Origin of the sequence: Tenacibaculum sediminilitoris (assembly GCF_964513795.1) — a bacterium.
Classification (GTDB): domain Bacteria; phylum Bacteroidota; class Bacteroidia; order Flavobacteriales; family Flavobacteriaceae; genus Polaribacter; species Polaribacter sediminilitoris.
The window spans coordinates 62,781-84,838 of the sequence record NZ_CAZEQR010000047.1; the positions used below are offsets into that span (position 1 = coordinate 62,781).

The window sequence follows — 22,058 nt, forward strand, 5'->3', positions numbered from 1 at the left end:
ATTATATAAACCAGTTCCATACTACCCCAAAACGAATTACAAAATCTCTATATGGATAGTTTGGTGCTGAAAAATAATTCTTTTTTAACACAAAAGAACTAATATTATCTGCCTTAAAATATATTCGAGTTCTTCTTACACGTGCATTAAAAAACAAATCAACGGTTGGGTATCCTATTTCTGTATCATTCTGTAAAGTAAACTCAGCCAACAAAGGGTTATACGCATTCGCTTTATATTTTGTAAAATATTTAAATGTAGCACCTATTTGTACTAATAAAGGTTTTCCTTTAAACCATTCATCTGTATAATAAAGTGTGTTTCTTGTTACAAATTCGGGCACTCTAAAAACACTGTTTCCATTCGCTACTTTTTGATACATTAAAGTGTTATCCAAAGCAAATTTACCAAAGGTAAATTCTTTAGAAACTTTTGCTTTTAAATAGTTTACATCTCCCAAAAATTGCTCAGGTGTACTATTATCATTAAAATACGTATAATTACTAATGTTTGTTATATCTAACGAAGCATTTCCCCATTTAGAGTCTATAACTCCTCCTAATGTTCTAGTACCAATTTGAGCAAAATTATTTTCCCAGTTATAACTATCATAACTACTTTGATGTAATAGAAAATTAAAATTAGGTGATTTGTTACTTATCCCTACTCTAGCTTTTACTGTAAAAACACTGTCTTTTTTATAGAATGCTTCACCTTTAAAATTATTACCTGATAGTCGTCCACTCCCAGGCGTTAAGATGCCTGAAGCATTCACATAAAAATTACCAATTCTACCATTCCAATCTGCTCCAAACGAAATAGCTTTTCCTTTTAACTTGTTTTTTGTAATTCCAACAGTATTATTTTGTAAGTTATCATACCCATAAGTATAACTAGATAAGGCTGTTTTTACACGAAACTTTCCTAATACATATTTTGAATTAAAATCTAAAAAAAACTGATTATCGTAAAGTAAATATGTTGTCTTATCATTAATGCCTACTGAGGTATTTGACTCCCCAAAAACACTTGTAGTTGCTGATCCTTGATTAAAACGATAAAACTTAGAATCTCTAGTAAATGAATGCCCAAGTTTTAAGTTTGAAAAATCTTTTTGATTCACCGTATCTTTTGAAGATAATAGTTTAAAAGTGTGTTCAAAATACAATCTTTTGGCATCTAAAGTATTTTCTGCATTATTCAAGTTAATATCCATTCTTGCTCTATTACCACTAAAATTAGGATCATCATTTATAAATGCTTCCAAAGCGGTAGGAGTAATCCCTCCATTTTCTTGATGAAAAAAATCTTGATTCACAGCATGACCTCTAATAGCATATTGTCCTTTTGGACTTTCGTACCTGAAACTCAATCTAAAATTTCCTGTACTAGCTAAAGAACGCCTATACTTTCCAAGAGATCTAATTCCCTTATATGCTAATGCTACATTAAATCGTTTTGAAAAATTTGTTGTAAAAAGTGCATCTAGAACCTGACCTTGCTCCAATCCTGTTCTATACATAATTTCTGTAGTAGGTGTAGGTACTTGGTAATAATTAATGTCTTCTATATGAAAGTAATTAAACAACTTTGCTTTATAACCTATATCTGGAAACTGAGAAATCTTTGTAAAATCGTACCCTAAATTATTAAACGTCTGCCCTTGATTATGAAACGCTAATAATTCAAAATTATCTTTTCTTAAAAAATTAAATTTGTATTCTTTTTGTATGGTGAGCGTAGTATCAACAATCGTAGTATCGTTTTTGTGTGATATAATTTTATAATCAGTATATTTAGTTTTCCCACTAAGTTTTACATTAATTTCGTTATCAGGTAGCGAATCTACTCCCCTTCTAGGAATCTTCCCAAAACTTCCATCAACATTTCTAATCTGAGAAAAAATTACTTGGACACTTATCAAACAAAAAAGTACTAAAATATTTTTCTTCATAACAGCAAAAGTAAAATAATTTAACGATAAAAATCACGATTAATTTCTTTGAAAATTGTTAATTTGTAGCATGTTGAAGTTAAACTACAGCGGTCATAAATTAGAAGCAGGTACAGATGAAGCTGGTAGAGGCTGTTTATCTGGTCCTGTTGTAGCTGCTGCAGTTATTTTACCAAATAACTTTAAGCATACATTGTTAAATGATTCCAAACAACTTTCAGAAAAAAAGCGACAAGAACTTCGACCTTACATTGAAGAACACGCTCTTGCTTTCGGGGTTTCATTTATACATCAAGAAGAGGTTGATGAACTAAATGTTTTACAAGCTTCAATTGCAGGAATGCATCTCTCTATTAAACAATTAAATATTGAACCAGAATTTATCATTGTTGATGGAAATAAATTTAACCCTTATCAAGAAGTGCCATACAAAACCATTGTAAAAGGTGATGCTAAATATATGAGTATTGCTGCAGCTTCAGTATTGGCAAAGACTTACAGAGATGAATATATGGAGAAAATTCACAAAGAATTCCCTCACTATAATTGGAAAAAAAACAAAGGATACCCCACCAAAGAACACCGCAATGCTATCCGTCAATTTGGAGCTACACCTTACCATAGAAAATCATTTAAATTGTTACCCGAACAATTCAAATTAGAGCTTTAATTTTTCTATTTTTGTCTTCCAATTTTTTAGAAGATGATTAAAAGAACTCGTACCGAAATTAGTAAGTGTATTATTCATAAAGTAGCTAACAAATACAATAGCGGACAGAATGCTTTTTCTGAAAGCTTAGTTCGTTTTGATGAAGAAAGTTACGAATTACTACTTCCCTTTTTGTTAAAATCTTTTGGTTCGGTTACCCAAAGTTATCGTTTTAGTCATCATGCTGATGTTCGCCTAAACGAAATCAATAAATATGCTGCTGATATTTTTGAAGATGACAGCAAAGAGGTTTTTATTGAACATTCTAAAAACATTGTTAATCATCTATACGAACAATCAAACTCTGCCAATATTAAAACGGGTGATGTAATTGTTGCTTATTTTGAAGGCATCGAGTATAAAGATGTTTTAACTGAAGCTGTTGGTGTTTTTAAAATTGAAAGTAAAGTTGATTTTTTTCAAACTTATTTAGATGATGATAGTTTTGATGTAGTAGTTCAAAAAGGGATTTCAACCAAGAGATTAGATAAAGGTTGTTTAATTTTAAACTCTTCTGACGCAGAAGGAACCGTAGTTTTATCGGTAGATAATAACCAGTACGATGCACAATACTGGATTAAAAACTTTTTAAGTGTAAAGTATGCTGATGACCGTAACTTACATACTCAAAATTACTTAGAAATGTGTAAAGAGTTTTCTGAAGAAGTTATAAAACCTGAATTAGGAAAACAAGAACAGAGTAACTTCTTAGCCAATACTGTTGACTACTTTAAAGAACACGAAAGTGTAGACTATCACGGATTTAAAGATGAAATTTTTCAAGAAGACAAGCATAAAGATCTTTTTGAAGACTATAAACAACATTTTGAAAAGTTAAACGATGTACTAATTCGTAACAATTTTGAAGTATCTGATGTGGTTTTAAAGAAAGAAAAAAGCAAGTTTAAAACAGAGATTAAACTTGACACTAACATTCAAATTAAAATTGATATAGACGCTCCGGATGCTTCTGCTGAATATTTAGAGCAAGGATATGACGAAGGGAAAAAAATGAAATTTTATAAAGTGTTTTACAATACTGAGAAATAAAAACCACAAACGTCATCACGAGGAATTTTAATTCCGAAGTAACCTCAAAAGTTATTCAGTTTAACTTTGAGATTCCTTCGCTTCACTCGGAATGACGTTTTTTCATTCTCACTAAAAAGAGCTACTTCATTTCAGCTCCTTTTACTTCTTTACAAAATTGATAACGCTATTCTTTAAGTTTTACCAACTTCTTTACTAATATTTTTAACTCTTCAATTTCTTTTGATTGCTGTTTTAACTGCTTTTCTTGTTGAATTGTATACAGGGTTAACTCTTCTATTTTTTGTAATAGTTTAGCATCCATTTCTCCTAAGAAAAACCCTTCTTTTTTTACCTCTGCTGCACTTGGAATATTTTGTAAATGTCCTTTTTCTTTAATATGGTTTTCCACTTCTGTTAAACTTGGTAACGAATAATCTTTAGCAAATACAAAATCTGCCCAGTTATCATAAGTAGCTATTTTAACTTCTGTTGCTGCAACCTTTCCGTTGACACCTAATTTAAAACCTTTTGTATCTGAAATTCCTATTCCAAAACCTCCTTTATTAAAATAAATCTTTTCATTATAATCTGGATTTAAAGTTTGTTTAAAATTCATAACTACTGGATCATCATACTCAATCATATTTAAATGTAAACTACCATTCTCATATGATGTACTTAATACACCACCGTCATAATTAGCTGTTGTCCCCACTTGAAAAGCTCCCAAAACATTTAATTTGCCTTCTGGAGAAGGTGTACCAATACCAACATTACCATCTAATTTAATAACCATTCTATCGGCATTGTAATAACTTGAAGTACTAGAATCCCATGCTGTAGTATGAAATCTAATATCACCATAATGACCACTACCTGCTGGGTTTGGATTCACCGAATATATACCAGATCCACCTTCACCAAAACTTAAACCACCTTTATAGGTAACTTGCCCTCCTTTTCCAGAAACATATGTTCCTGATGTATTTTCAGTAATAACTAATGTAGCTTTTTTTCCTTTGGGGGTTGTACTATTATTGGTAACCCCTGTATACCCCGCAAAGTCACTCCAAACTGCTGAGTTCCCTGCAACATGCAATTTTGCTCTAGGTGTTGTTGTTCCAATACCAACTTTTCCTTCAGAAGTTTCTGTTATCGCTGATTGTGACTGTACATTTATCCCAATAGCAAGCAAAGCAATTGTAAAAATTGTCTTTTTCATAGTATATAAATTAGTTTAGTTCGTTAATAAATAAAGAATAGCAATTTTATTTTTACAGCATTTTTCTTTATTCCGCATAGTAATATTTGTGTAAAAAACTATCTGTTCAAATAGTATTAACACTATTAAAACAAGACAGTTTATAATATTTTAAATTTTAAAAAATAACAGCTGTAAGCTTATTCTTTTTCAGCCATTTTCTTAACGTAATCGGTAATAATCACTATTTGTGTACCGTCTACTTTTCCTTCAATGTATTTAGCATTTTCAGGGTCTAATGAAATTCTACGTACCGCTGTTCCTTGTTTAGCAACCATACTAGAACCTTTCACTTTTAAATCTTTAATCAATACTACATTATCACCTGCTTCTAAAATAGCTCCATTAACATCTCTATGAATTATTTTTTCACTTTCATCTAAATGCTCTCCTGTAGCTTCAGCGAAACGCAATTCCTCGTCCTCTAAATACATCATATCCAATAAGTCTTGTGACCATCCATCTTTTTTAACACGATGTAACATTCTCCAAGCCACAACTTTCACTGCTCTAAACTCACTCCACATACTATCATTTAAACAACGCCAGTGATTTGCTTCTGTTTTGTCAGCATCTTCAATCTGCTCAATACAAGTAGCACAAGCTAACAAACTACCGTCAACGCCTCCTGTTGAAATTGGTGGCACTTCATAAATTGACAAATCGTTTTTTGATGCACATAGTTCGCATTGATTTCCGCTTCTATCTTGTAATTCTTGTAATAAACTCATTTTATTCTTTTTTGCTTCGCAAAAGTACATTTTTAATTTATATTTAAGCTATGAAATTAGAAAGCGAACGATTAATTATACGAGATGCTCTAATGAGTGACGCTCCTTTTTATTTTGAACTATTCAATGATCCAGACTGGATTCAATTCATAGGAAATAAAAACTTAAAGTCTATTGAAGAAACAGAAGTTTACTTAAAGGAAACACTGTTTAAGAATTTACAATTAGGAGGTCTAGGTTTTTTTACGGTAATCTCAAAAGAAACCAACAGACCCATTGGTGCCTCTACAGCTTTACAAAGAGACAAACTAGCTTTTATCGATATAGGGTATGCTTTTTTACCAATAGGAAGAGGTAAAGGGTATGCAACAGAAGCTACAAAACTAATTATAGAATATATTCACACTAAATTTAAACAAGAAAAAGTATTAGCTTTAACTATGCCTAAAAATGAAAAATCTCAAAAACTATTAAAAAATATAGGTTTTGAGTTTATTGGAATGCAACAAGTTTTTGAAAATGGAGAAGATTGTGTATTTGAATATGTTTTTTAACTCAAATACAATTCAATTAATCCTTCTGGAGTATCTACCTCTATTGTTTGATTTTCTCTATCCACCTTTTTAATAAAATTGTCAATCATAGGAATAAAAATTTCTTTCCCTTCTCTATCGATTTCAAATAAAGGTTGTGCTGATGAATCATTAATACTCATAATTGTTCCTACAGCTCCAAAACTAGCATCAACAACTGTAAACCCTATAACTTCATGGTAGTAAAACTTATTTCCAGAAAGCTTAGGAAGTAAGTCTAAAGGTAAATAAACTCCTGCTCGTATAATAGCTTCTGCATCTGCTTCACTATCAACATCTTCAAACTTTACTCGGAACATTGTTGACTTACTTAAGGTAGATTTTTCAATAAAAAAAGGAATCAGATTATTGCCTAAATCGACAAAAACTGATTCCAAATTTTCGTAAAGATTGGGTTCATCAGTATCTAACTTAATAACTACCTCACCCTTAAAACTATGTTTTTTAACGATTTTGCCAAGATAAAAGCAATTCTCTTTTTGCATCATCGTGCTACACGTTTTTTATTCTTCGCTATCAGCACCTGATTCAACAGCAGCATCCTCACTATCTTCTACAGCAGGAGTTCCAGCAGCTATACGTGCTTCGTTTACAGCCTTTTCAGCTTCTAAAGCTTTTGCTTTAGCATCAGCTTCTGCTTTTGCCAAACTGTCAACTTTACCACCTACTTTGCTTGTTTTTTCTTCTACCCAAGCATTGAATTTAGCTTCTGCTTGCTCTTCAGTTAAAGCACCTTTTTTTACTCCACCAGCTAAGTGATTCTTTAATAAAGCTCCTTTATAAGATAAAATAGCTCTAGCAGTATCAGTTGGTTGAGCACCGTTTTGTAACCATTTTACAGCTCCGTCAACATCTAAGTCAATAGTTGCTGGGTTAGTGTTAGGGTTGTACGTTCCTATTTTCTCTAAGAAACGACCGTCTCTCTTAGCTCTAGAATCAGCAGCTACTACCCAATAAAATGGTTTTCCTTTTTTACCGTGTCTTTGTAATCTAATTTTTACAGGCATAATTTTAATTTTTAAGGTACGCGACCTTGATTATTAATAAATCTTATCATCTCGTGATAAGTGGGCGCAAATTTATAGAATCTTTTTTATTTAACAGCAAAAAAATAACTTTATTAAAATAAAAAAGAGCCTGTTAACAGGCTCTTAAGAAAAATAAATTGTGAGATATATTATAATACTCTAACGCTTACTGCGTTTAATCCTTTTTTTCCTTCTTTAAGTTCAAACTCAACAGTATCACCTTCTCTAATCTCATCGATTAAACCTGATACGTGTACAAAATGTTCTGTGTTTGATCCTGACTCTGTAATAAATCCAAAACCTTTAGATTCATTGAAGAACTTTACTGTTCCTTCTTTCATTGTAAAAAATATTATATTAAAACACAAATATAACTTTATTAATTTAATTATCAATTACTTTTTTTTGTTTTATCTTAAATTTAACCTACACTTAACATAACTTCTTTATTACAGTCAGCAATTCAAGCCTTTACATTAATCTAAAACTCGTTGATAACTTCTCAACATAACAATCTAAATTCTTCGTATTTTTACACTTTGTTTTAGCAAACACTTCAAGTAACTCTTTTTGCTCATGTATTTAATCTTCGATACCGAAACTACTGGATTACCCAAAAGCTGGAATGCTCCAATAACCGATACTGATAACTGGCCTAGAGCCATACAGATTGCATGGCAATTACATGATGAATTAGGAAATTTAATTGAGCATAATGACTTTTTAATTCAACCTGACGGATTTAACATTCCGTATGATGCTGAACGTATTCATGGAATTTCTACCGATTTAGCTATTGAACGAGGTATTCAGTTAAATGAAGGGTTGAAGTTATTCAATGACGCTCTCCAAAAAACAACCTTCGTTGTTGGACAAAATGTTGGCTTTGATATTAATATTATGGGCTGTGAGTTCCATCGTTTAGGCATTCAAAATAACTTAACAAAACTACCTGTTTTAGATACCTGTACTGAGCATACAGCTCAGCTATGTCAAATTCCTGGTGGTCGAGGAGGAAAATTCAAACTACCTACCCTTACTGAATTACACCAACATTTGTTCGGTACTGGTTTTGGCGAAGCCCATAATGCAACTGCCGATGTAGAAGCTACTACTCGCTGTTTTTTAGAGTTAATTCGTTTACGTCAATTTACAGAAGAACAATTAGATGTTCCATCCGATTATTTTCAACGTTATACAGAAGCTAACCCAAACCCAATTCAAGTAATAGGACTTAAACACTTAAACCTTAAAAAGGAAAGTGAAAAAATCCGTAAAAGAAAATCTTCAGAAACTGAAGAAGCAAATACAATTTCTACAGCTGAAGGGTTGGCAGAACTTGAAGGGATTCGATTTGCACATTTACATAATCATACACAATACTCTGTATTGCAATCAACCATTCAGGTTGGTAACATTGTAAATGCTGCTGCAAACGATAATATGTCTGCAGTTGCCATGACCGATACTGGTAATATGATGGCTGCTTTTCACTTTGTACAAGCAGTTTTAGAACATAATAAAGCAGCCGAAGCAGCTAATAAAGAAACTTTAGAAAAAGGAGAAAAACCAACACAAAGTGTTTTAAAACCTATAGTAGGCTGTGAATTTAATATTTGCGAAGACCATACTAATAAAAGTCAAAAAGACAATGGGTATCAAGTTGTTTTACTTGCCAAAAACAAAAAAGGATACCACAACTTAGCAAAAATGTCTTCTATTGCGTTTGTTGATGGTTTTTATTACGTTCCGAGAGTTGATAAAAAAATTATCGAGCAATACAAAGAAGATATAATTGTACTAACAGGAAACTTATATGGTGAAGTTCCTAGTAAAATATTAAATGTTGGTGAAACCCAAGCCGAAGAAGCATTACTTTGGTGGAAAGAACAATTCGGTGATGATTTATACATTGAATTAATGCGTCACGGACAAGAGGATGAAAGAGTCGTAAACGAAACTCTCATTGCTTTTTCAAAAAAACATGATATAAAAATTGTTGCGACCAACAACACATTCTATTTAGATAAAGAAGATGCTAATGCTCATGATATTTTACTATGTGTAAAAGATGGTGAAAAACAAGCAACTCCTAAAGGTAGAGGAAGAGGCTATCGTTATGGTTTACCTAACGAGGAATACTACTTTAAATCTACCGAAGAGATGAAAAAACTCTTTGCAGATTTACCTGAAGCCATTATTAATATTCAAGAAATTGTAGATAAAGTTGAGCCTTTTGGTTTAGCTCGTGATGTATTATTACCTGCCTTCAATATCCCTGAAGAGTTTAGAGATGAAAAAGATTTTGAGGATGGAGGAAAACGTGGTGAAAACAATTTCTTACGTCACCTAACGTATGAAGGGGCAAAAAAACGTTACGGAGAAATTACCGATAGTATTCGTGAACGTTTAGATTTTGAACTTGATGTAATTGCCAAAACAGGATATCCAGGATACTTCTTAATTGTAGAAGATTTTATTAGAGAAGCTCGTAACATGGATGTATCAGTAGGTCCAGGTCGTGGTTCTGCTGCTGGTTCAGTAGTAGCTTATTGTTTATGGATTACCAATATAGACCCTATTCAATACGATTTACTTTTTGAGCGTTTCTTAAACCCTGAACGTGTATCGATGCCCGATATTGATATTGACTTTGATGATGAAGGTCGTAGCCGAGTAATGGATTATGTAATTAAAAAATACGGAGCTAACCAAGTAGCACAAATCATTACCTATGGTACTATGGCTGCTAAATCATCTGTTCGTGATACTGCCCGTGTATTAGATTTACCACTGTTTGAAGCCGATAGAATTGCCAAACTAATTCCAGGAATGAAGTTAAAAAAAATCTTTTCTTTAGATGAGAAAGGGTTGAAAGAAAAACTTCGTTCTGAGGAAATTGAAATGGTAAACGAGTTAAAAGCCATTGCCAATGGTAGTGGGTTAGAAGCTGAAACTATTAACAAAGCCAGAATTTTAGAAGGTTCGGTTCGTAATACTGGAATTCATGCCTGTGGGGTAATTATTACTCCAGATGACATAACCAAATTCGTACCTGTATCGGTTGCGAAAGATTCTGACATGTATGTTACTCAGTTCGACAACTCGGTGGTAGAAAGTGCTGGATTGTTAAAAATGGATTTCTTGGGGTTAAAGACCTTAACTTTAATTAAAGATACCGTAAAAATTGTAAAAGCACGTCATAATGTAGAGCTCGACCCTGAGAATTTTCCTATTGATGATGAAGAGACGTATGCACTCTTCCAACGTGGAGAAACTGTTGGGATTTTCCAATACGAATCTCCTGGGATGCAAAAATACATGCGCGAATTGAAGCCTACTGTATTTGCAGATTTAATTGCAATGAACGCATTATATCGTCCGGGTCCTTTAGAATACATTCCTTCTTTCATTAGAAGAAAACATGGGGATGAAGAAATTCAGTACGACCTTCCTGCTATGGAAGAATACCTAGCAGAAACCTATGGAATTACCGTATATCAAGAGCAAGTAATGTTACTCTCGCAAAAGTTAGCTGACTTTACCAAAGGTGAGGCCGATGTACTTCGTAAGGCAATGGGTAAAAAGCAAGCGGCTGTACTAGCAAAAATGAAACCTAAGTTTGTAAATCAGGCAAAAGCAAACGGTCATGATGAAAAAGCACTAGAAAAGATTTGGAAAGACTGGGAAGCGTTTGCTTCGTATGCATTTAACAAATCGCACTCTACTTGTTATGCATGGATTGCCTACCAAACAGCTTATTTGAAAGCACATTACCCTGCAGAATACATGGCAGCAGTACTTTCCAACAACATGAACGATATTAAAACGGTTTCGTTTTTTATGGAAGAATGTAAGCGTATGGGCTTGGAAGTACTGGGGCCAGATGTAAATGAATCGTATGCTAAATTCTCGGTAAACAAAGACGGAGCTGTTCGTTTTGGTATGGCGGCAATTAAAGGTGTAGGCGGTTCTGCCGTAAAGGCAATTATTGATGAGCGTAAAGAAAATGGACATTATTCTTCTATTTTTGATGTTGCTAAACGTGTTGATTTACGAGTTGCTAACAAAAAAGCTTTTGAAGGTTTGGTATTAGCTGGTGGGTTCGATTCCTTTACTGAAACTCACAGAGCTCAATATTATGTGAAAGATGAGAAAGGGCAGACTTTTTTAGAAAAAGCTATTCGTTTTGGTAATAAATTTCAAGAAAATCAAAATTCATCTCAGGTTTCTTTATTTGGTGAAGCTTCTGAAGTTGATTTACCTGAGCCTTTAATTCCTGAATGTGAAACTTGGGGAACCATGGAATTGTTAGCACGTGAAAAAGAAGTTGTTGGAATGTATATTTCTGCGCATCCACTTGATGATTTTAAAAACGAGCTAAAATTCTGCAATGCTACCTTAGCACATTTTAAAAACATCGCTCAATATGAAGGCTTAGGGCTTTCTTTTGCTGGAATTGTTACTGATGTTCAACATCGTGTATCAAAAGCAGGAAAAGGGTGGGCTTCGTTTATTATGGAAGATTATAACGATAGTTTTGAATTCCGAATTTTTGGTGAAGATTACTTAAAGTTTAAACACTTTTTGGTTCCAAATTCATTTTTATTTATCAAAACCATCATCAAACCTGGATGGACTAATAAAGAAGGTGTCAAAGGTGACCCTAGAGTTGCGTTTAATGAGTTTTTACTTTTGCATGACATAATGGATAAAATGTGTAAAAAGCTTACCATTAAAATCCCGCTCCAAGAAGTAAAAGAAAACACCATTAAAGAGTTACAACACCTGTTTGCGATTAATAAGGGTTCGCAAAGTTTGCATTTCACCATTTGGGATACTGAAGAAAAAATAGAATTGAGTTTACCGAGTAGAACCACTAAAATTAAAGTATCTGGTGAGTTTTTAAAAGCCTTAGATGAGCAATTTATTAATTACAAATTGAATTAAAAAATGCTTCCAAGGTATCAAAATAGTATCGATTTATTAACCAATATAGTTAGTGCAAAGTTATACAAAGAACTCGTTCTTCAACTTAACAAAGATTTTGGCTTGGTTGGAATTGCTATTTATTTTTCTGAAGAAAATACTCCCTTGCAATTAAAAAAAAACTTACAAACTGCTATAAAAGAACTCGTTTTGCATGATTTTAGCTCGTACACCAACCTTTTATATCGTATAGATGTTTCTGAAAAGAATACACTAATTGTTGAATCTACCAATATTGATGTGTATACAGAAAATATTACATTCTTAATTCTAAAAAGAATCTGGAAAAAGGTGTGGTTTAAAAATCAGTTTTCCAAATAAAAAACTTTATGTTGTTACTTCTTCTATAAGAGAGTCTAAATTGTGAGTTTCTTCAAAGTTACCCAACCAAGTTGCTGTTTCTTCATGATCTAAAAAGCTATTTAATGCTTCTCGCACAACTATTCTATTTTGTTGTGGTAAATCTTCAATTACTTCTGTTAAATTACTTAATAAGTGTTTTGGAGAGACCTTTTCTTCATATAGCTTGAATGCTATTTTTCCTGTTATGTCTAAAAACTTTATGTAATTTACCTTTGTAGTTATGGGTGTATTTATTCCTAATTTTTTAAAAACTTCTTTTACGACTCCAGAAGTTTGACGTCCCCATACCCCATCAACTAAAATTTCTTCTTTGTAAATATATTTTAAAACTAATTGTAAATACAGTGTTTCTGATTTTGAGGTTTCATTATAATCTACTGGAACACTTGTGTCTACATGCCAATGATCTTTATGATTTGGATAATAATAATTTAACACAATACCAAAGTGTTTTCTTAAAAAAGACTCTATTCCTAAATACAATTCTTTTTGGTGTATAAAATTCCTTGTTACTAAGGTTTCATTACTCCAAAAAACAGCATCTAAATCAAATGCTTTCCCGTGACCGTGTTGTCCTGGTTTATCAACAAAGATTCCTGCTGTGGTAATTACTTCAGGGACTCCTAAAGGACAATGCTCAAAAACTTCTTGAAGAGCATTTTTTAAAACATCTAAAAAATGCTCTTCTATTACAAAATTGCGTTGTTCTCCTCTTGTTCCATAAGGATGGTTTGTTAAACGTGCATAGTGTAATAGAATTCCGTTTACTTGATTTATTGTTTTCATAACCTATTATTTTTTAAATTGTAATGTTGGTAGTTTTTCCTTCTTTGGTATACTCTCTTTTTACTCCTTCTAAAATATATTGTCTCTGTATCTTATTTTCTTTATTCGCTATTGTTTTTAAACATGCATATTGAACCGCATTTACAATATTAGCCCCAGTTATATTGAACTTTTTCGCTAATTCTTCTACCGTAATTTCCTTTTCTAACTCTATGTTTTTAGGCAAGTTATTTTTCCATAACATCAACCTTTCATCATAGTTTGGTGCTTCGAACTCAATAATATTATTAAAGCGACGAGTAAATGCGGTATCTATATTGTTCTTAAAGTTGGAAGCTAGAATTATAAGTCCTGGGTGCATCTCTATTCGTTGTAATAAATATGATACTTCTTGGTTGGCATATTTATCGTGAGCATCTCTCACATTGGTACGTTTTCCAAAAATTGAATCTGCTTCATCAAAGAATAATATCCAATCTTTATTAATAGACTTGTCGAATAGTTTGGATAAATTTTTCTCTGTTTCTCCAATATATTTTGACACTACCATTGACAAATCTACTCTATACACATCTTTACCTGTATGTTTTCCTAACAAACCTGCAGTTAATGTTTTTCCTGTTCCTGGCGCCCCACAAAACAATACACGATATCCTGGTTTTATTTTTGAAGACATCCCCCAATCGTTCATCAATATTTCTTTATAGGCTAGCCAACTTTCAATCTCTTTTACATCGTTTAATGTTTTTTCTTGTAACACTAAATCTTCCCATTCTAAATCTGTAGTAATTAAGCTAGCTGGAAAGTCTTGACTTAATTGTGGTTTTAGTTTTTTTCCTGTTAAAAAAAAGTACATATACTCCTCTGAAAGAATTAATTTTCCACTCATTTGTGGTTCTCCATAAGGAACTTTTTCTATCTCAATTACAGCTTTTCTAATTAGTTTGCTCTCGCACAATATGAAGTTTGATATCTGCTTACGCTCTTCAATATCATTTCCTGCTAATATGTACAAAGCTGTCTCTACTGTAGGAATAATTCCTCTATGGTTTTTCCCTTTTACTCCTCCAAACTCAGGTAGTTCACCTCCATTAGGTAAAAAATCTGAAATAATAGTACTGTAAAAATTAGGTAAAACATGAGGTATTATACTTAAGAGTAATAATATTTTATCAGAATACTTTAGTTTATTATCTCGTATGAAAGAAGCTACATAAGAATCATTTTTTTCAAAACTCATATCTAGTTTTAAAAAATCATTACCATGAAATTCTGAAGACAATCTAGTATAAATTATTTCTTTTAAAAAAGAAATCGCTTGTTGTAAATCTGCTTTTTTTTCTATATTATTAACCAATGTATTCATAACTCTCTAAGTTTAATTTTAAGTTGAAAAAGAGTTTTACTCTATTCCAAAAGGTTTTAAATCCAATTTGATGTGAGGTAGTATTTTTGGTAAAAACCGTTTCATTAATTCGAAATATTCTGACTTCTCTTTAAATAAATATATTAGCTGCCAATAATGAAGTGCTTTAGCTTGATATGCAAGATTTAAATATTCTTCTATGGTAATTTTCATATTATAAATAGCGTTTGCATCTGTATGAACTATCCATATATTATCTACTATTTTATTTCCTTCTTTTTTTAAACAGGCTGTTACACTCCAACAGATATCAAAAGGATAAAAATCATCTTGATTTTCTTCCAAATTGGATAATGTATAGTAATATCCTTGCTCTTTACAAAAAATCGGATTAAATACATCTTCTACTTTAGTTATATTTATAAATCCACTTAAATACTCATGTACAACACTCCAATCGTAATTATTTTCGAAGTATTTTTCTTTTAAATACTTATTTTCTTTAAACTGTTTTGTATTTTCTTCTGTATTCTGTAACTCCCACAAAAGTTCTAACTTTGATGTTTGCTCATAAAAATCAATTAAACCTTTAGGTATATCCAATTGAATATTCTCTATTTTGTGAGAAGGCAACGCGTATGTTACTGGTGTTTTTATACTAACTCCATGTTCAAAAGCATAACCAACTTCTTCTAACATTTTAAATAAAAACAATTCTTTGATGTTAATCATATTCTAAAACATTTGTATTAATTAAATTATTAAACTTAGTAAAGGCAGCCATAAATGCATCTTGATTAGTATATAGTGCCGAAACAACAGATCTTACCTGTACTATATTTTGGTATCCTCCTGATGGTCTTCCACTAACTAACCTGTCAAAAAAACCTGATAAACCTGTTCCATTACTACCTCCTTCGGCTAGAGCTTTTGAGTTCAAAGCTCCAGAACTTGACTCATTTATTGTAACTTTTACACTTGTTGTTGGAGGTGCTTGTGTAAACCTTTTTGTTTTTGTAGGACTTTCTGGTAAATTCGTCTCTGTATTATAAGGTCCAAAACTCATTACCACTACAGTTGGTATATCTTCAAATACACCTGTATTACCATAAGAAACATCTACATTGTAGTAAATAACTTGATTATTATCCCAAACTGCTTCTTTAGCAAAATGTTCTACTTGATTCTCCATGTCTCTTAAATTCATATCTCTAGTTCCTGGAAAAAGATTTTCTCTAGTCCCTGGTCCATGTAATCTATGGTTCAACATATGAGCTCTTACCCATGCACCACTACTTCTCAAAGAAACTGGAATATTAGTCCACCCTTGCGGATCTTGCGTAGGGGTAGATCCTCTAGTATTCCCCGGTATTTTAGATAATGGCGCTGCTCTTAATATATATGCTCTACCCTTACTGTCTGTTTCAAAAGAAACTCGAGAAATAGGGAGTTCAATTGTGTGCTCAAGAACACCTATTATTACTAAATCGGCAGCTATGTTAGTTAAATTTGTCACTATTAAGTTATATGCACTCCTTATCGGTTCATTACCATGACCTGCAGTGTAAGCATTATCTACTGCCCTTTTATAAGCACCAATATTGGTTCCTAATACTCTTTTCTCATTGAACAAGTTTTCTATTGCTCTCGACTTAGCTTCATATTCTGAATCTGATTCACGATTTTCGTGAATTTCTTGTCTCTTATCATTAAGTAGCCCATTTAAAGTTTGTTTTTCACTATAAACATTAATTTCTACTCTTTCTATTGTTCCTTCTATTTTTAAAGTGTGTCCTCCATCTACGTTAATAGATTTAGACATACCTATTATACTTTCTACTTCTTCTGAGCTTGTATTTCCTCCATTCTCTTCAATTCCTTGTTCATCAGAACTACTTGATTTTATTTTACCTGTTTCCGTTCTACTTTCATTCCCATAATCAATAAAATAGTCCCAAGTATTGCCTCCGTCTACAACCCTTACATTTTCAATAACAAGATGTTCTCTTTTCCATAATTGTAACATAGAATCTGCTGCAGATTCTTCCATAGTGCCATCTTCATTAGCAGCACGACTCTCTTTTCTTCTCAAATCTTGTAAGGCTTCTTCTAATATTCTCAAACGTTCCGCCTCACTCATTAATGGTATTTGTAATAAATGTCTTCCATTATTTTCTTCTCTATGTTCTACATAAATGGCTACCCTTTCAGCTTCTTCGTTTCTGGTTTGAATTCTACGGATACCATATCTGCGTTTCACCGTATTGATTTTATCTTCTACTACTCCAATAGTAGGTTTCGGATTGGCATTTTCCATTTGAGACAATTCATCTAAAGCACGCATATATTTTTGCTCTTCTGAAAGAGTACTCAAATCTTCTTCTCTTCTTCCTGGTGGTAATCCTTCTCCTTCTCCTGTAATTTCCGGATTTTCATTTTGACTACTATTTGGATTTTCTCCTTGCCATTCTCCATCAGGATTTGATTCACTATCACCCATCGTTCGTGGAGGTGGATCTGCCATCACATCAGCTGTAAACTTATCAGGGTCAAACTCTACAGGAGACATTTTTAATTCTGGTGGCTCTTCTCCTCCAACTAACCAATCTACATCAGCTCCAATACCTAAGCTGTCTCCTATTGGATACTGCACTTCTCCTAATGGGAATTCTTCTCTACCATCAGGTGCTGGTGACCACCAAGGGCTATCCAATTCATAAAATAGAGCTCCTGATAATTGCAAAAACAACTGAGCCGCTGCTTCAAAATGTCCTTTTAATCTTGATTCTCCTACTTTTCCTCCTTCTGGAGAAGCTTCTTCTTTATATTCAAAAGTAGGTGTTGCTTCTGCATAGGCTCTTAATCCTGCTGCTGCAGTTACATTTACCCCAGCTTTTACATCGTGTCCTATCAATGTAACTCCAACCCCTGCTTCAGCTTCTAATCCAAGTACTGCAAAAGCATTAATACCCAAGGTTCCTGTGATATTAAATTCTTGTAATACAGATGGGTCTGTAGAATAGGTTCCTGTAAAACCTACATTTTTAAGTACTAATGGTCCAAAACCTGCATTAGCAAACATTCCTATACTTGCAAATAAAAATACTTGTCCTACCAATGGTATACCATATCCTGCTCTTATTTCAACTTGGAAAATATCTACTTTCTTACCGCGTTGCTCCATCAGCTCAATCTCATCTGGAACTACTATTTCGCCTACAATGGTAACATGACCTTCGTTGTCTATTCCTACTTTTGCAGTCCCTTCTAACCATGGTGTAATGGTTGCTTGTACCTCACCCCAGCCAGCTAAAACTTGATTCTCTTTCGTTTTTGGTACCGTAACTTGTTCTTGGGTAGCAGGTGCTTCTGCTTCTTGGTCCATGCTTTCAACTCCTAATGCAGCATGCATCATTTGTCGAGATCGAGTACTATCTGTAACCAATAAAGTGATTTCCCCGGAGAATTTATCTGAATTCATTCTACCTGTACCTTGAATAGTTACTGCACCATCATCGTATTCTATAGTTAAGGAAGCACTTACATTTGCTATATCAGCAGCAATATTTGCTTGACCGCTTAACTTTCCATCTGCTCCTCTAGCTACATTAAATTCTCCCGAGGCTAAACCTGCCACATCAACTGTCGAATTTAATTCAAAACTTAAATTAGAATCCGTTATTCCTAAACTACCTGTTGCTTCTATGTACCCATCAACATTTGCAGATAAGTTATTGGCTCTAAAGTTTAATCCTCCATTTTCAAATCTGTTTTCTAAGCCTTCTGCCACTTCTATGGGACTTACTCCCAAAAAACTCATCGCCTCAAGGTGACCATTAATTCCTTGTATAATTCCTAATACATTTGGCACTACAGTTTCTCCTGTTCTAATACTTAAAAAACCCGTAGTATTTTGTTCATCTCCAAAACTATTCAGTACTAATACAGGAAATACACCAGCTTCTCTCAACGGATTTAAAAACTCCATTCCACGGACATCTAAATGGTTATTTCTTCTTCTATTTGAAAGTTCAAATTTTTGCGATTCTCCTTCTGCTGGTCTTCCTAACTTTTTGATTTTAATAGTTCCTTCGAATTGTGTTCCTATTTTAACATTTACATCAAAATTTCGTGTCCTTGATTCTTGTTCTATATACGCTAACCAATCATCAGACAACTGTAATCCGTTTGTGATATCTACTGCTTCTGTAGGGGCTACTAGGGTTACTGTAGCAGTTTCTCCTTCTGATTTTTGAATACTATTTGAAGTAGGTGATGCTCCTTGCTGTACGGTATGAGTCAACTCATGCGCTAATAAATGTTTTCCTGATTCAGAAGTTGGATTGTATTTTCCTTCATTGAAATAAACATCATTCCCGTTGGTAAATGCTTGAGACCCCAGCTCCCTATTCATTTGAACCGCATTGCTATCGTTATGAACACGTACACCACTAAAATCGGCTCCAAAACCTGATTCCATTTCATTTTTAGTGCTACTTGGCAAAGAGCTTCCTCCTCCTTTTGAGTTACTCAAATTACTTTCTAATGAAGAGTTTTCATCTCCACCCGACATTTGTAATTGTTGAATTTCTTCTTCCTCTTTTTCCTGAATGTCTTCCTCTTCTTTCTCTTGAATTTCTTCTTCAGCTTGTTGTTGAACTATATCTCCTACAGATGGTATTTCAGAGTTATCTTGTTTTGTTTGAACTTCCTCTTCTGAAACTTTTTGTACTTCTTCCTCTTCTTGTTTTTGAAGACTGTTTTCTGATTTTAATTGAACTACTGGACTTATGGAATCAACTAACGGTTTTTGTTGAATTTCTTGCTCGTTTGATTCTTGTTTTTGAATCTCTTCTTCGTTTTTCTTTTGAACTGTAGGTGCAAAAAAAGTATTTGGAGTTTCTTTTCCTTTGGCAACTATTTGGTCAGCAGCCTTATCTGCTTCTACTTCATATTTATCACCAGGTTTCCCAACGTTTAGTTTAGGTTGAATAAAGTTTCCTTCTTCAGTTGGTTTTGAAGAAGTTGGTTTTGTGGTATGTTGGGTTTTTGGTGAAAACATAAATAATTACTTATTTGTTTTTTTACTACATCTGAAATTTTAAGTGGCTCAGGGTTTAATTTTAAATCACTTATTTTTTTTGTTACTACTGAGGTGTCTTTTTCCTCTACTAATCTGTGTTTCTAGACTCGGATTAACCATTAAATTATCAGCATCCGAAGAGTGAGCTATATTATTTTGATTGAGCAGAATATGACCAAACTCATGAGCCAATTAACTTGGTTTGAACTCCCAAAAAAGGGTTTTCTCCTTTATTTAGTATAGCAGCTTGAGGAGTTCCTTTTTAACTTGTATTTTTAGCAAAAGCTTTCATACTTATTTAATGTCTTCTTAATTTTCCGTTTTTAATCGTAATACTCAATCCTGGACAGTCCGCCGTGAAATTTAATTTATGTTTAACAGCATTCTTCATTTTAAATTTGAGTGTTGTTTTCTGAAATTTGTCTTTGGTTCGTATAGTTTTGAAGACCACGAAATCTATATTTACACCAAAACTTACACAAGACTCAAAACCATGGATATTTGCTTTATGCTCAAAAGTTAATGTAATATTGGGACAGTCTTTGGTACTAAAAAAAGGAACGGGTAGTAGATTGGAAAAGGTTCCACTAAAAGGTATAGTATCTTCGCAAGAATCTTGCTTTTTAACCCCTTTTCCAGAATAAATATCATCCATGGTACCCATAGTCTCTGAGCCAACAATGCCATCCACTCTTAGATCGTAACTTTGCTGAAAAGAAACTATAGCATTGTGTGTTTCATTACCAAAATCACCATCAGGCCCATAGATAGGAAGTGTAAAACCTAGATTTATGAGTCCTAATTGTAATTTTTTAACCGAGTGCCCTTTAGAACCTTTACTGATTAAGTATGCGTGATCGTGTGCTTTTTCTAATAAATAGTCACCTCTAAACCGGTTTGCTTCTAAATTTTCACTATAATCTTCTGTTACTGATTTTTGAATGGCACCACTTTGTTGAATGGTATGTGTTAATTCGTGCGCTAACAGATGTTTTCCTTCTTTGGTGTTCGGATTGTATTTTCCTTTATTAAAATAGATATTGTTTCCATGAGTAAAAGCCTGTGCTCCTATTTCTTGACTCATTTGGGCTGCTTCTGAATCGTTATGAATATTTACACGACTAAAATCAGCTCCAAAACCCGATTCCATTTCACCCCGTGTTTGAGCATCCATTTTTTGCCCCCCATTTCCTCCTCTTAATTTACTTTCAAATGAAGTAGAATTATTAGCTAGACTAGTATTTTCTGATTTTGATTGTACCGCTTCCTCTTCTTCTTCTTGTTTTTGTACTTGTTCTTCTTTTTCACAATCGTCGCATTTCGCTTGCACTGCTTCTTCTTCTTCCTCCTGTTTTTGAATGGGTTCCTCCCCTTCTTCCTTACTCTGAACAGCTTCTTCTTCCTCCATTTTTTGGATAGGTTGCTCTTCTTCTGATGCTTCTACTTTTTGTACAAGAGAAGTTACTTCAGAAGCTAATGGTTTTTGTTGAATCTCTTCCTCATTTTCTTTCTTCTGCATTGAATTAGACTCTGCACTATTTCCCACTACTTTATCAGCCATCTTATCTGCTTCTACTTCATATCGATCTCCTTTGCTACCAAATGCTAATTTGGGTTGTATGAATGGTGTTTTTTGCTTGTCGTTATTCAAAGAATGATTGCCTGCTGGTTTTTTATCTCTGTTAAACATAATTCTTGTATTTAACTTTTTTTAATTTCTTCTCTTTTAGCCTTTGTTATATCTTGTAACAAGGCTACTAATTGATGCCATCCATCTGTACCTCCAGCAATAATAGCTGCTGTTAAAATAATATCTATAAAAGTGAATATCTCTTTTTGTAATCTTTCTGCTGTTTCTGGAATTTCCATGAATGTTTCTAAGATTCTAAAACCAGCAATTGCCAATACAATACCCACGCAAAATGAAGCAAAAGAGGTTCTTTTTATGTTCTTTTCTTTTATTGCATTCTTTTCAACTATAAAAATCTCATTAAATCGTTCTGTTAGTGCTAACACTATAGGAAAAGACATAAACAACGTTCCTAACTTAACACTCTCTATGGGCTTTAAAGAAATCAATACTAAATCAACCCTAGATAAAACCCCTATAGCTACTATAATTGGGAGTATATAAATTATTTTTGTTTTCATTTTTTATCATTT

General features: G+C 33.1%; 17 protein-coding genes. 5 read left to right on the top strand and 12 right to left on the bottom strand.

The genetic code is table 11. The features are described 5' to 3' along the window. Position 1 precedes the first annotated feature (1 nt). Positions 2 to 1,954: a putative porin gene (locus ACKTSW_RS10770; protein ID WP_408025270.1), complete on the bottom strand. Its 1,953-nt coding sequence runs from the start codon at positions 1,952 to 1,954 to the stop codon at positions 2 to 4. A 70-nt stretch (positions 1,955 to 2,024) separates the two neighbouring features. Here ACKTSW_RS10770 and ACKTSW_RS10775 point away from each other — a divergent pair, with 70 nt between their 5' ends. Continuing rightward, positions 2,025 to 2,624, top strand: a complete 600-nt coding sequence (locus tag ACKTSW_RS10775; protein WP_408025271.1) for a ribonuclease HII — start codon at positions 2,025 to 2,027, stop codon at positions 2,622 to 2,624. 33 nt (positions 2,625 to 2,657) lie between these two features. Continuing rightward, entirely contained in the window at positions 2,658 to 3,713 is a 1,056-nt protein-coding gene (locus ACKTSW_RS10780; protein ID WP_408025272.1) for a nucleoid-associated protein, read from the top strand. 166 nt (positions 3,714 to 3,879) lie between these two features. Here the strand turns inward: ACKTSW_RS10780 and ACKTSW_RS10785 are convergent, their stop codons facing one another. After that, positions 3,880 to 4,917, bottom strand: a complete 1,038-nt coding sequence (locus ACKTSW_RS10785) for a hypothetical protein (RefSeq protein WP_408025273.1) — start codon at positions 4,915 to 4,917, stop codon at positions 3,880 to 3,882. Positions 4,918 to 5,096: 179 nt separating this feature from the next. Next, positions 5,097 to 5,687 carry a PhnA domain-containing protein gene (locus tag ACKTSW_RS10790; RefSeq protein WP_408025274.1) on the bottom strand — a complete coding sequence of 197 codons (591 nt, stop codon included), beginning with the start codon at positions 5,685 to 5,687 and terminating at the stop codon, positions 5,097 to 5,099. A 50-nt stretch (positions 5,688 to 5,737) separates the two neighbouring features. Between ACKTSW_RS10790 and ACKTSW_RS10795 the strand changes: the two genes are divergently transcribed. After that, positions 5,738 to 6,241 carry a GNAT family N-acetyltransferase gene (locus tag ACKTSW_RS10795; RefSeq protein ID WP_408025275.1) on the top strand — a complete coding sequence of 168 codons (504 nt, stop codon included), beginning with the start codon at positions 5,738 to 5,740 and terminating at the stop codon, positions 6,239 to 6,241. On the opposite strand, the gene rimM is transcribed toward ACKTSW_RS10795, so the two are convergent. The 3 genes from rimM to ACKTSW_RS10810 form a co-directional block, all read right to left on the bottom strand. Next, on the bottom strand, positions 6,238 to 6,765 hold the full coding sequence (gene rimM / locus ACKTSW_RS10800; RefSeq protein WP_408025365.1) for a ribosome maturation factor RimM: 528 nt from the start codon (positions 6,763 to 6,765) through the stop codon (positions 6,238 to 6,240). The two genes, ACKTSW_RS10795 and rimM, sit on opposite strands and share 4 nt — an antisense overlap. Positions 6,766 to 6,783: 18 nt before the next feature. Then, positions 6,784 to 7,287, bottom strand: a complete 504-nt coding sequence (locus ACKTSW_RS10805; protein ID WP_408025276.1) for a 30S ribosomal protein S16 — start codon at positions 7,285 to 7,287, stop codon at positions 6,784 to 6,786. 170 nt (positions 7,288 to 7,457) lie between these two features. Further along, the gene (locus ACKTSW_RS10810; protein ID WP_028891302.1) at positions 7,458 to 7,649 is read right to left on the bottom strand and encodes a cold-shock protein; all 192 of its coding nucleotides are present in this window, start codon (positions 7,647 to 7,649) and stop codon (positions 7,458 to 7,460) included. A gap of 235 nt (positions 7,650 to 7,884) precedes the next feature. Here ACKTSW_RS10810 and dnaE point away from each other — a divergent pair, with 235 nt between their 5' ends. After that, positions 7,885 to 12,258, top strand: a complete 4,374-nt coding sequence (gene dnaE, locus ACKTSW_RS10815) for a DNA polymerase III subunit alpha (protein WP_408025277.1) — start codon at positions 7,885 to 7,887, stop codon at positions 12,256 to 12,258. A 3-nt stretch (positions 12,259 to 12,261) separates the two neighbouring features. Further along, the gene (locus tag ACKTSW_RS10820) at positions 12,262 to 12,618 is read left to right on the top strand and encodes a hypothetical protein (protein ID WP_408025278.1); all 357 of its coding nucleotides are present in this window, start codon (positions 12,262 to 12,264) and stop codon (positions 12,616 to 12,618) included. A 6-nt stretch (positions 12,619 to 12,624) separates the two neighbouring features. On the opposite strand, the gene ACKTSW_RS10825 is transcribed toward ACKTSW_RS10820, so the two are convergent. From ACKTSW_RS10825 to ACKTSW_RS10850, 6 genes are all read right to left on the bottom strand, one after another. Beyond that, positions 12,625 to 13,446 (bottom strand): hypothetical protein, encoded by an 822-nt coding sequence (locus ACKTSW_RS10825; RefSeq protein ID WP_408025279.1) that lies wholly within the window; start codon positions 13,444 to 13,446, stop codon positions 12,625 to 12,627. 13 nt (positions 13,447 to 13,459) lie between these two features. Beyond that, complete coding sequence (locus tag ACKTSW_RS10830) at positions 13,460 to 14,812, bottom strand: ATP-binding protein (RefSeq protein WP_408025280.1); 1,353 nt, start codon at positions 14,810 to 14,812, stop codon at positions 13,460 to 13,462. Positions 14,813 to 14,848: 36 nt separating this feature from the next. Next, complete coding sequence (locus tag ACKTSW_RS10835; RefSeq protein WP_408025281.1) at positions 14,849 to 15,544, bottom strand: hypothetical protein; 696 nt, start codon at positions 15,542 to 15,544, stop codon at positions 14,849 to 14,851. Further along, the gene (locus tag ACKTSW_RS10840; protein WP_408025282.1) at positions 15,537 to 19,874 is read right to left on the bottom strand and encodes an eCIS core domain-containing protein; all 4,338 of its coding nucleotides are present in this window, start codon (positions 19,872 to 19,874) and stop codon (positions 15,537 to 15,539) included. The genes ACKTSW_RS10835 and ACKTSW_RS10840 overlap by 8 nt, the downstream gene beginning before the upstream one ends. A 319-nt stretch (positions 19,875 to 20,193) precedes the next feature. After that, positions 20,194 to 21,585, bottom strand: coding sequence for an eCIS core domain-containing protein (locus tag ACKTSW_RS10845; RefSeq protein WP_408025283.1), 1,392 nt, complete (start codon positions 21,583 to 21,585; stop codon positions 20,194 to 20,196). Positions 21,586 to 21,596: 11 nt separating this feature from the next. Continuing rightward, positions 21,597 to 22,046 (bottom strand): hypothetical protein, encoded by a 450-nt coding sequence (locus tag ACKTSW_RS10850; protein ID WP_408025284.1) that lies wholly within the window; start codon positions 22,044 to 22,046, stop codon positions 21,597 to 21,599. Positions 22,047 to 22,058 lie beyond the last annotated feature (12 nt).

Coding starts and splice junctions, on each gene's coding strand:
- ACKTSW_RS10830 (WP_408025280.1), bottom strand. CDS start 14,812: ATGAATACATTGGTTAATAATATAGAAAAAAAAGCAGATTTACAACAA.
- ACKTSW_RS10795 (WP_408025275.1), top strand. CDS start 5,738: ATGAAATTAGAAAGCGAACGATTAATTATACGAGATGCTCTAATGAGT.
- ACKTSW_RS10780 (WP_408025272.1), top strand. CDS start 2,658: ATGATTAAAAGAACTCGTACCGAAATTAGTAAGTGTATTATTCATAAA.
- ACKTSW_RS10775 (WP_408025271.1), top strand. CDS start 2,025: ATGTTGAAGTTAAACTACAGCGGTCATAAATTAGAAGCAGGTACAGAT.
- ACKTSW_RS10840 (WP_408025282.1), bottom strand. CDS start 19,874: ATGTTTTCACCAAAAACCCAACATACCACAAAACCAACTTCTTCAAAA.
- rimM (WP_408025365.1), bottom strand. CDS start 6,765: ATGCAAAAAGAGAATTGCTTTTATCTTGGCAAAATCGTTAAAAAACAT.
- dnaE (WP_408025277.1), top strand. CDS start 7,885: ATGTATTTAATCTTCGATACCGAAACTACTGGATTACCCAAAAGCTGG.
- ACKTSW_RS10845 (WP_408025283.1), bottom strand. CDS start 21,585: ATGTTTAACAGAGATAAAAAACCAGCAGGCAATCATTCTTTGAATAAC.
- ACKTSW_RS10810 (WP_028891302.1), bottom strand. CDS start 7,649: ATGAAAGAAGGAACAGTAAAGTTCTTCAATGAATCTAAAGGTTTTGGA.
- ACKTSW_RS10835 (WP_408025281.1), bottom strand. CDS start 15,544: ATGATTAACATCAAAGAATTGTTTTTATTTAAAATGTTAGAAGAAGTT.
- ACKTSW_RS10805 (WP_408025276.1), bottom strand. CDS start 7,287: ATGCCTGTAAAAATTAGATTACAAAGACACGGTAAAAAAGGAAAACCA.
- ACKTSW_RS10790 (WP_408025274.1), bottom strand. CDS start 5,687: ATGAGTTTATTACAAGAATTACAAGATAGAAGCGGAAATCAATGCGAA.
- ACKTSW_RS10770 (WP_408025270.1), bottom strand. CDS start 1,954: ATGAAGAAAAATATTTTAGTACTTTTTTGTTTGATAAGTGTCCAAGTA.
- ACKTSW_RS10850 (WP_408025284.1), bottom strand. CDS start 22,046: ATGAAAACAAAAATAATTTATATACTCCCAATTATAGTAGCTATAGGG.
- ACKTSW_RS10820 (WP_408025278.1), top strand. CDS start 12,262: ATGCTTCCAAGGTATCAAAATAGTATCGATTTATTAACCAATATAGTT.
- ACKTSW_RS10785 (WP_408025273.1), bottom strand. CDS start 4,917: ATGAAAAAGACAATTTTTACAATTGCTTTGCTTGCTATTGGGATAAAT.
- ACKTSW_RS10825 (WP_408025279.1), bottom strand. CDS start 13,446: ATGAAAACAATAAATCAAGTAAACGGAATTCTATTACACTATGCACGT.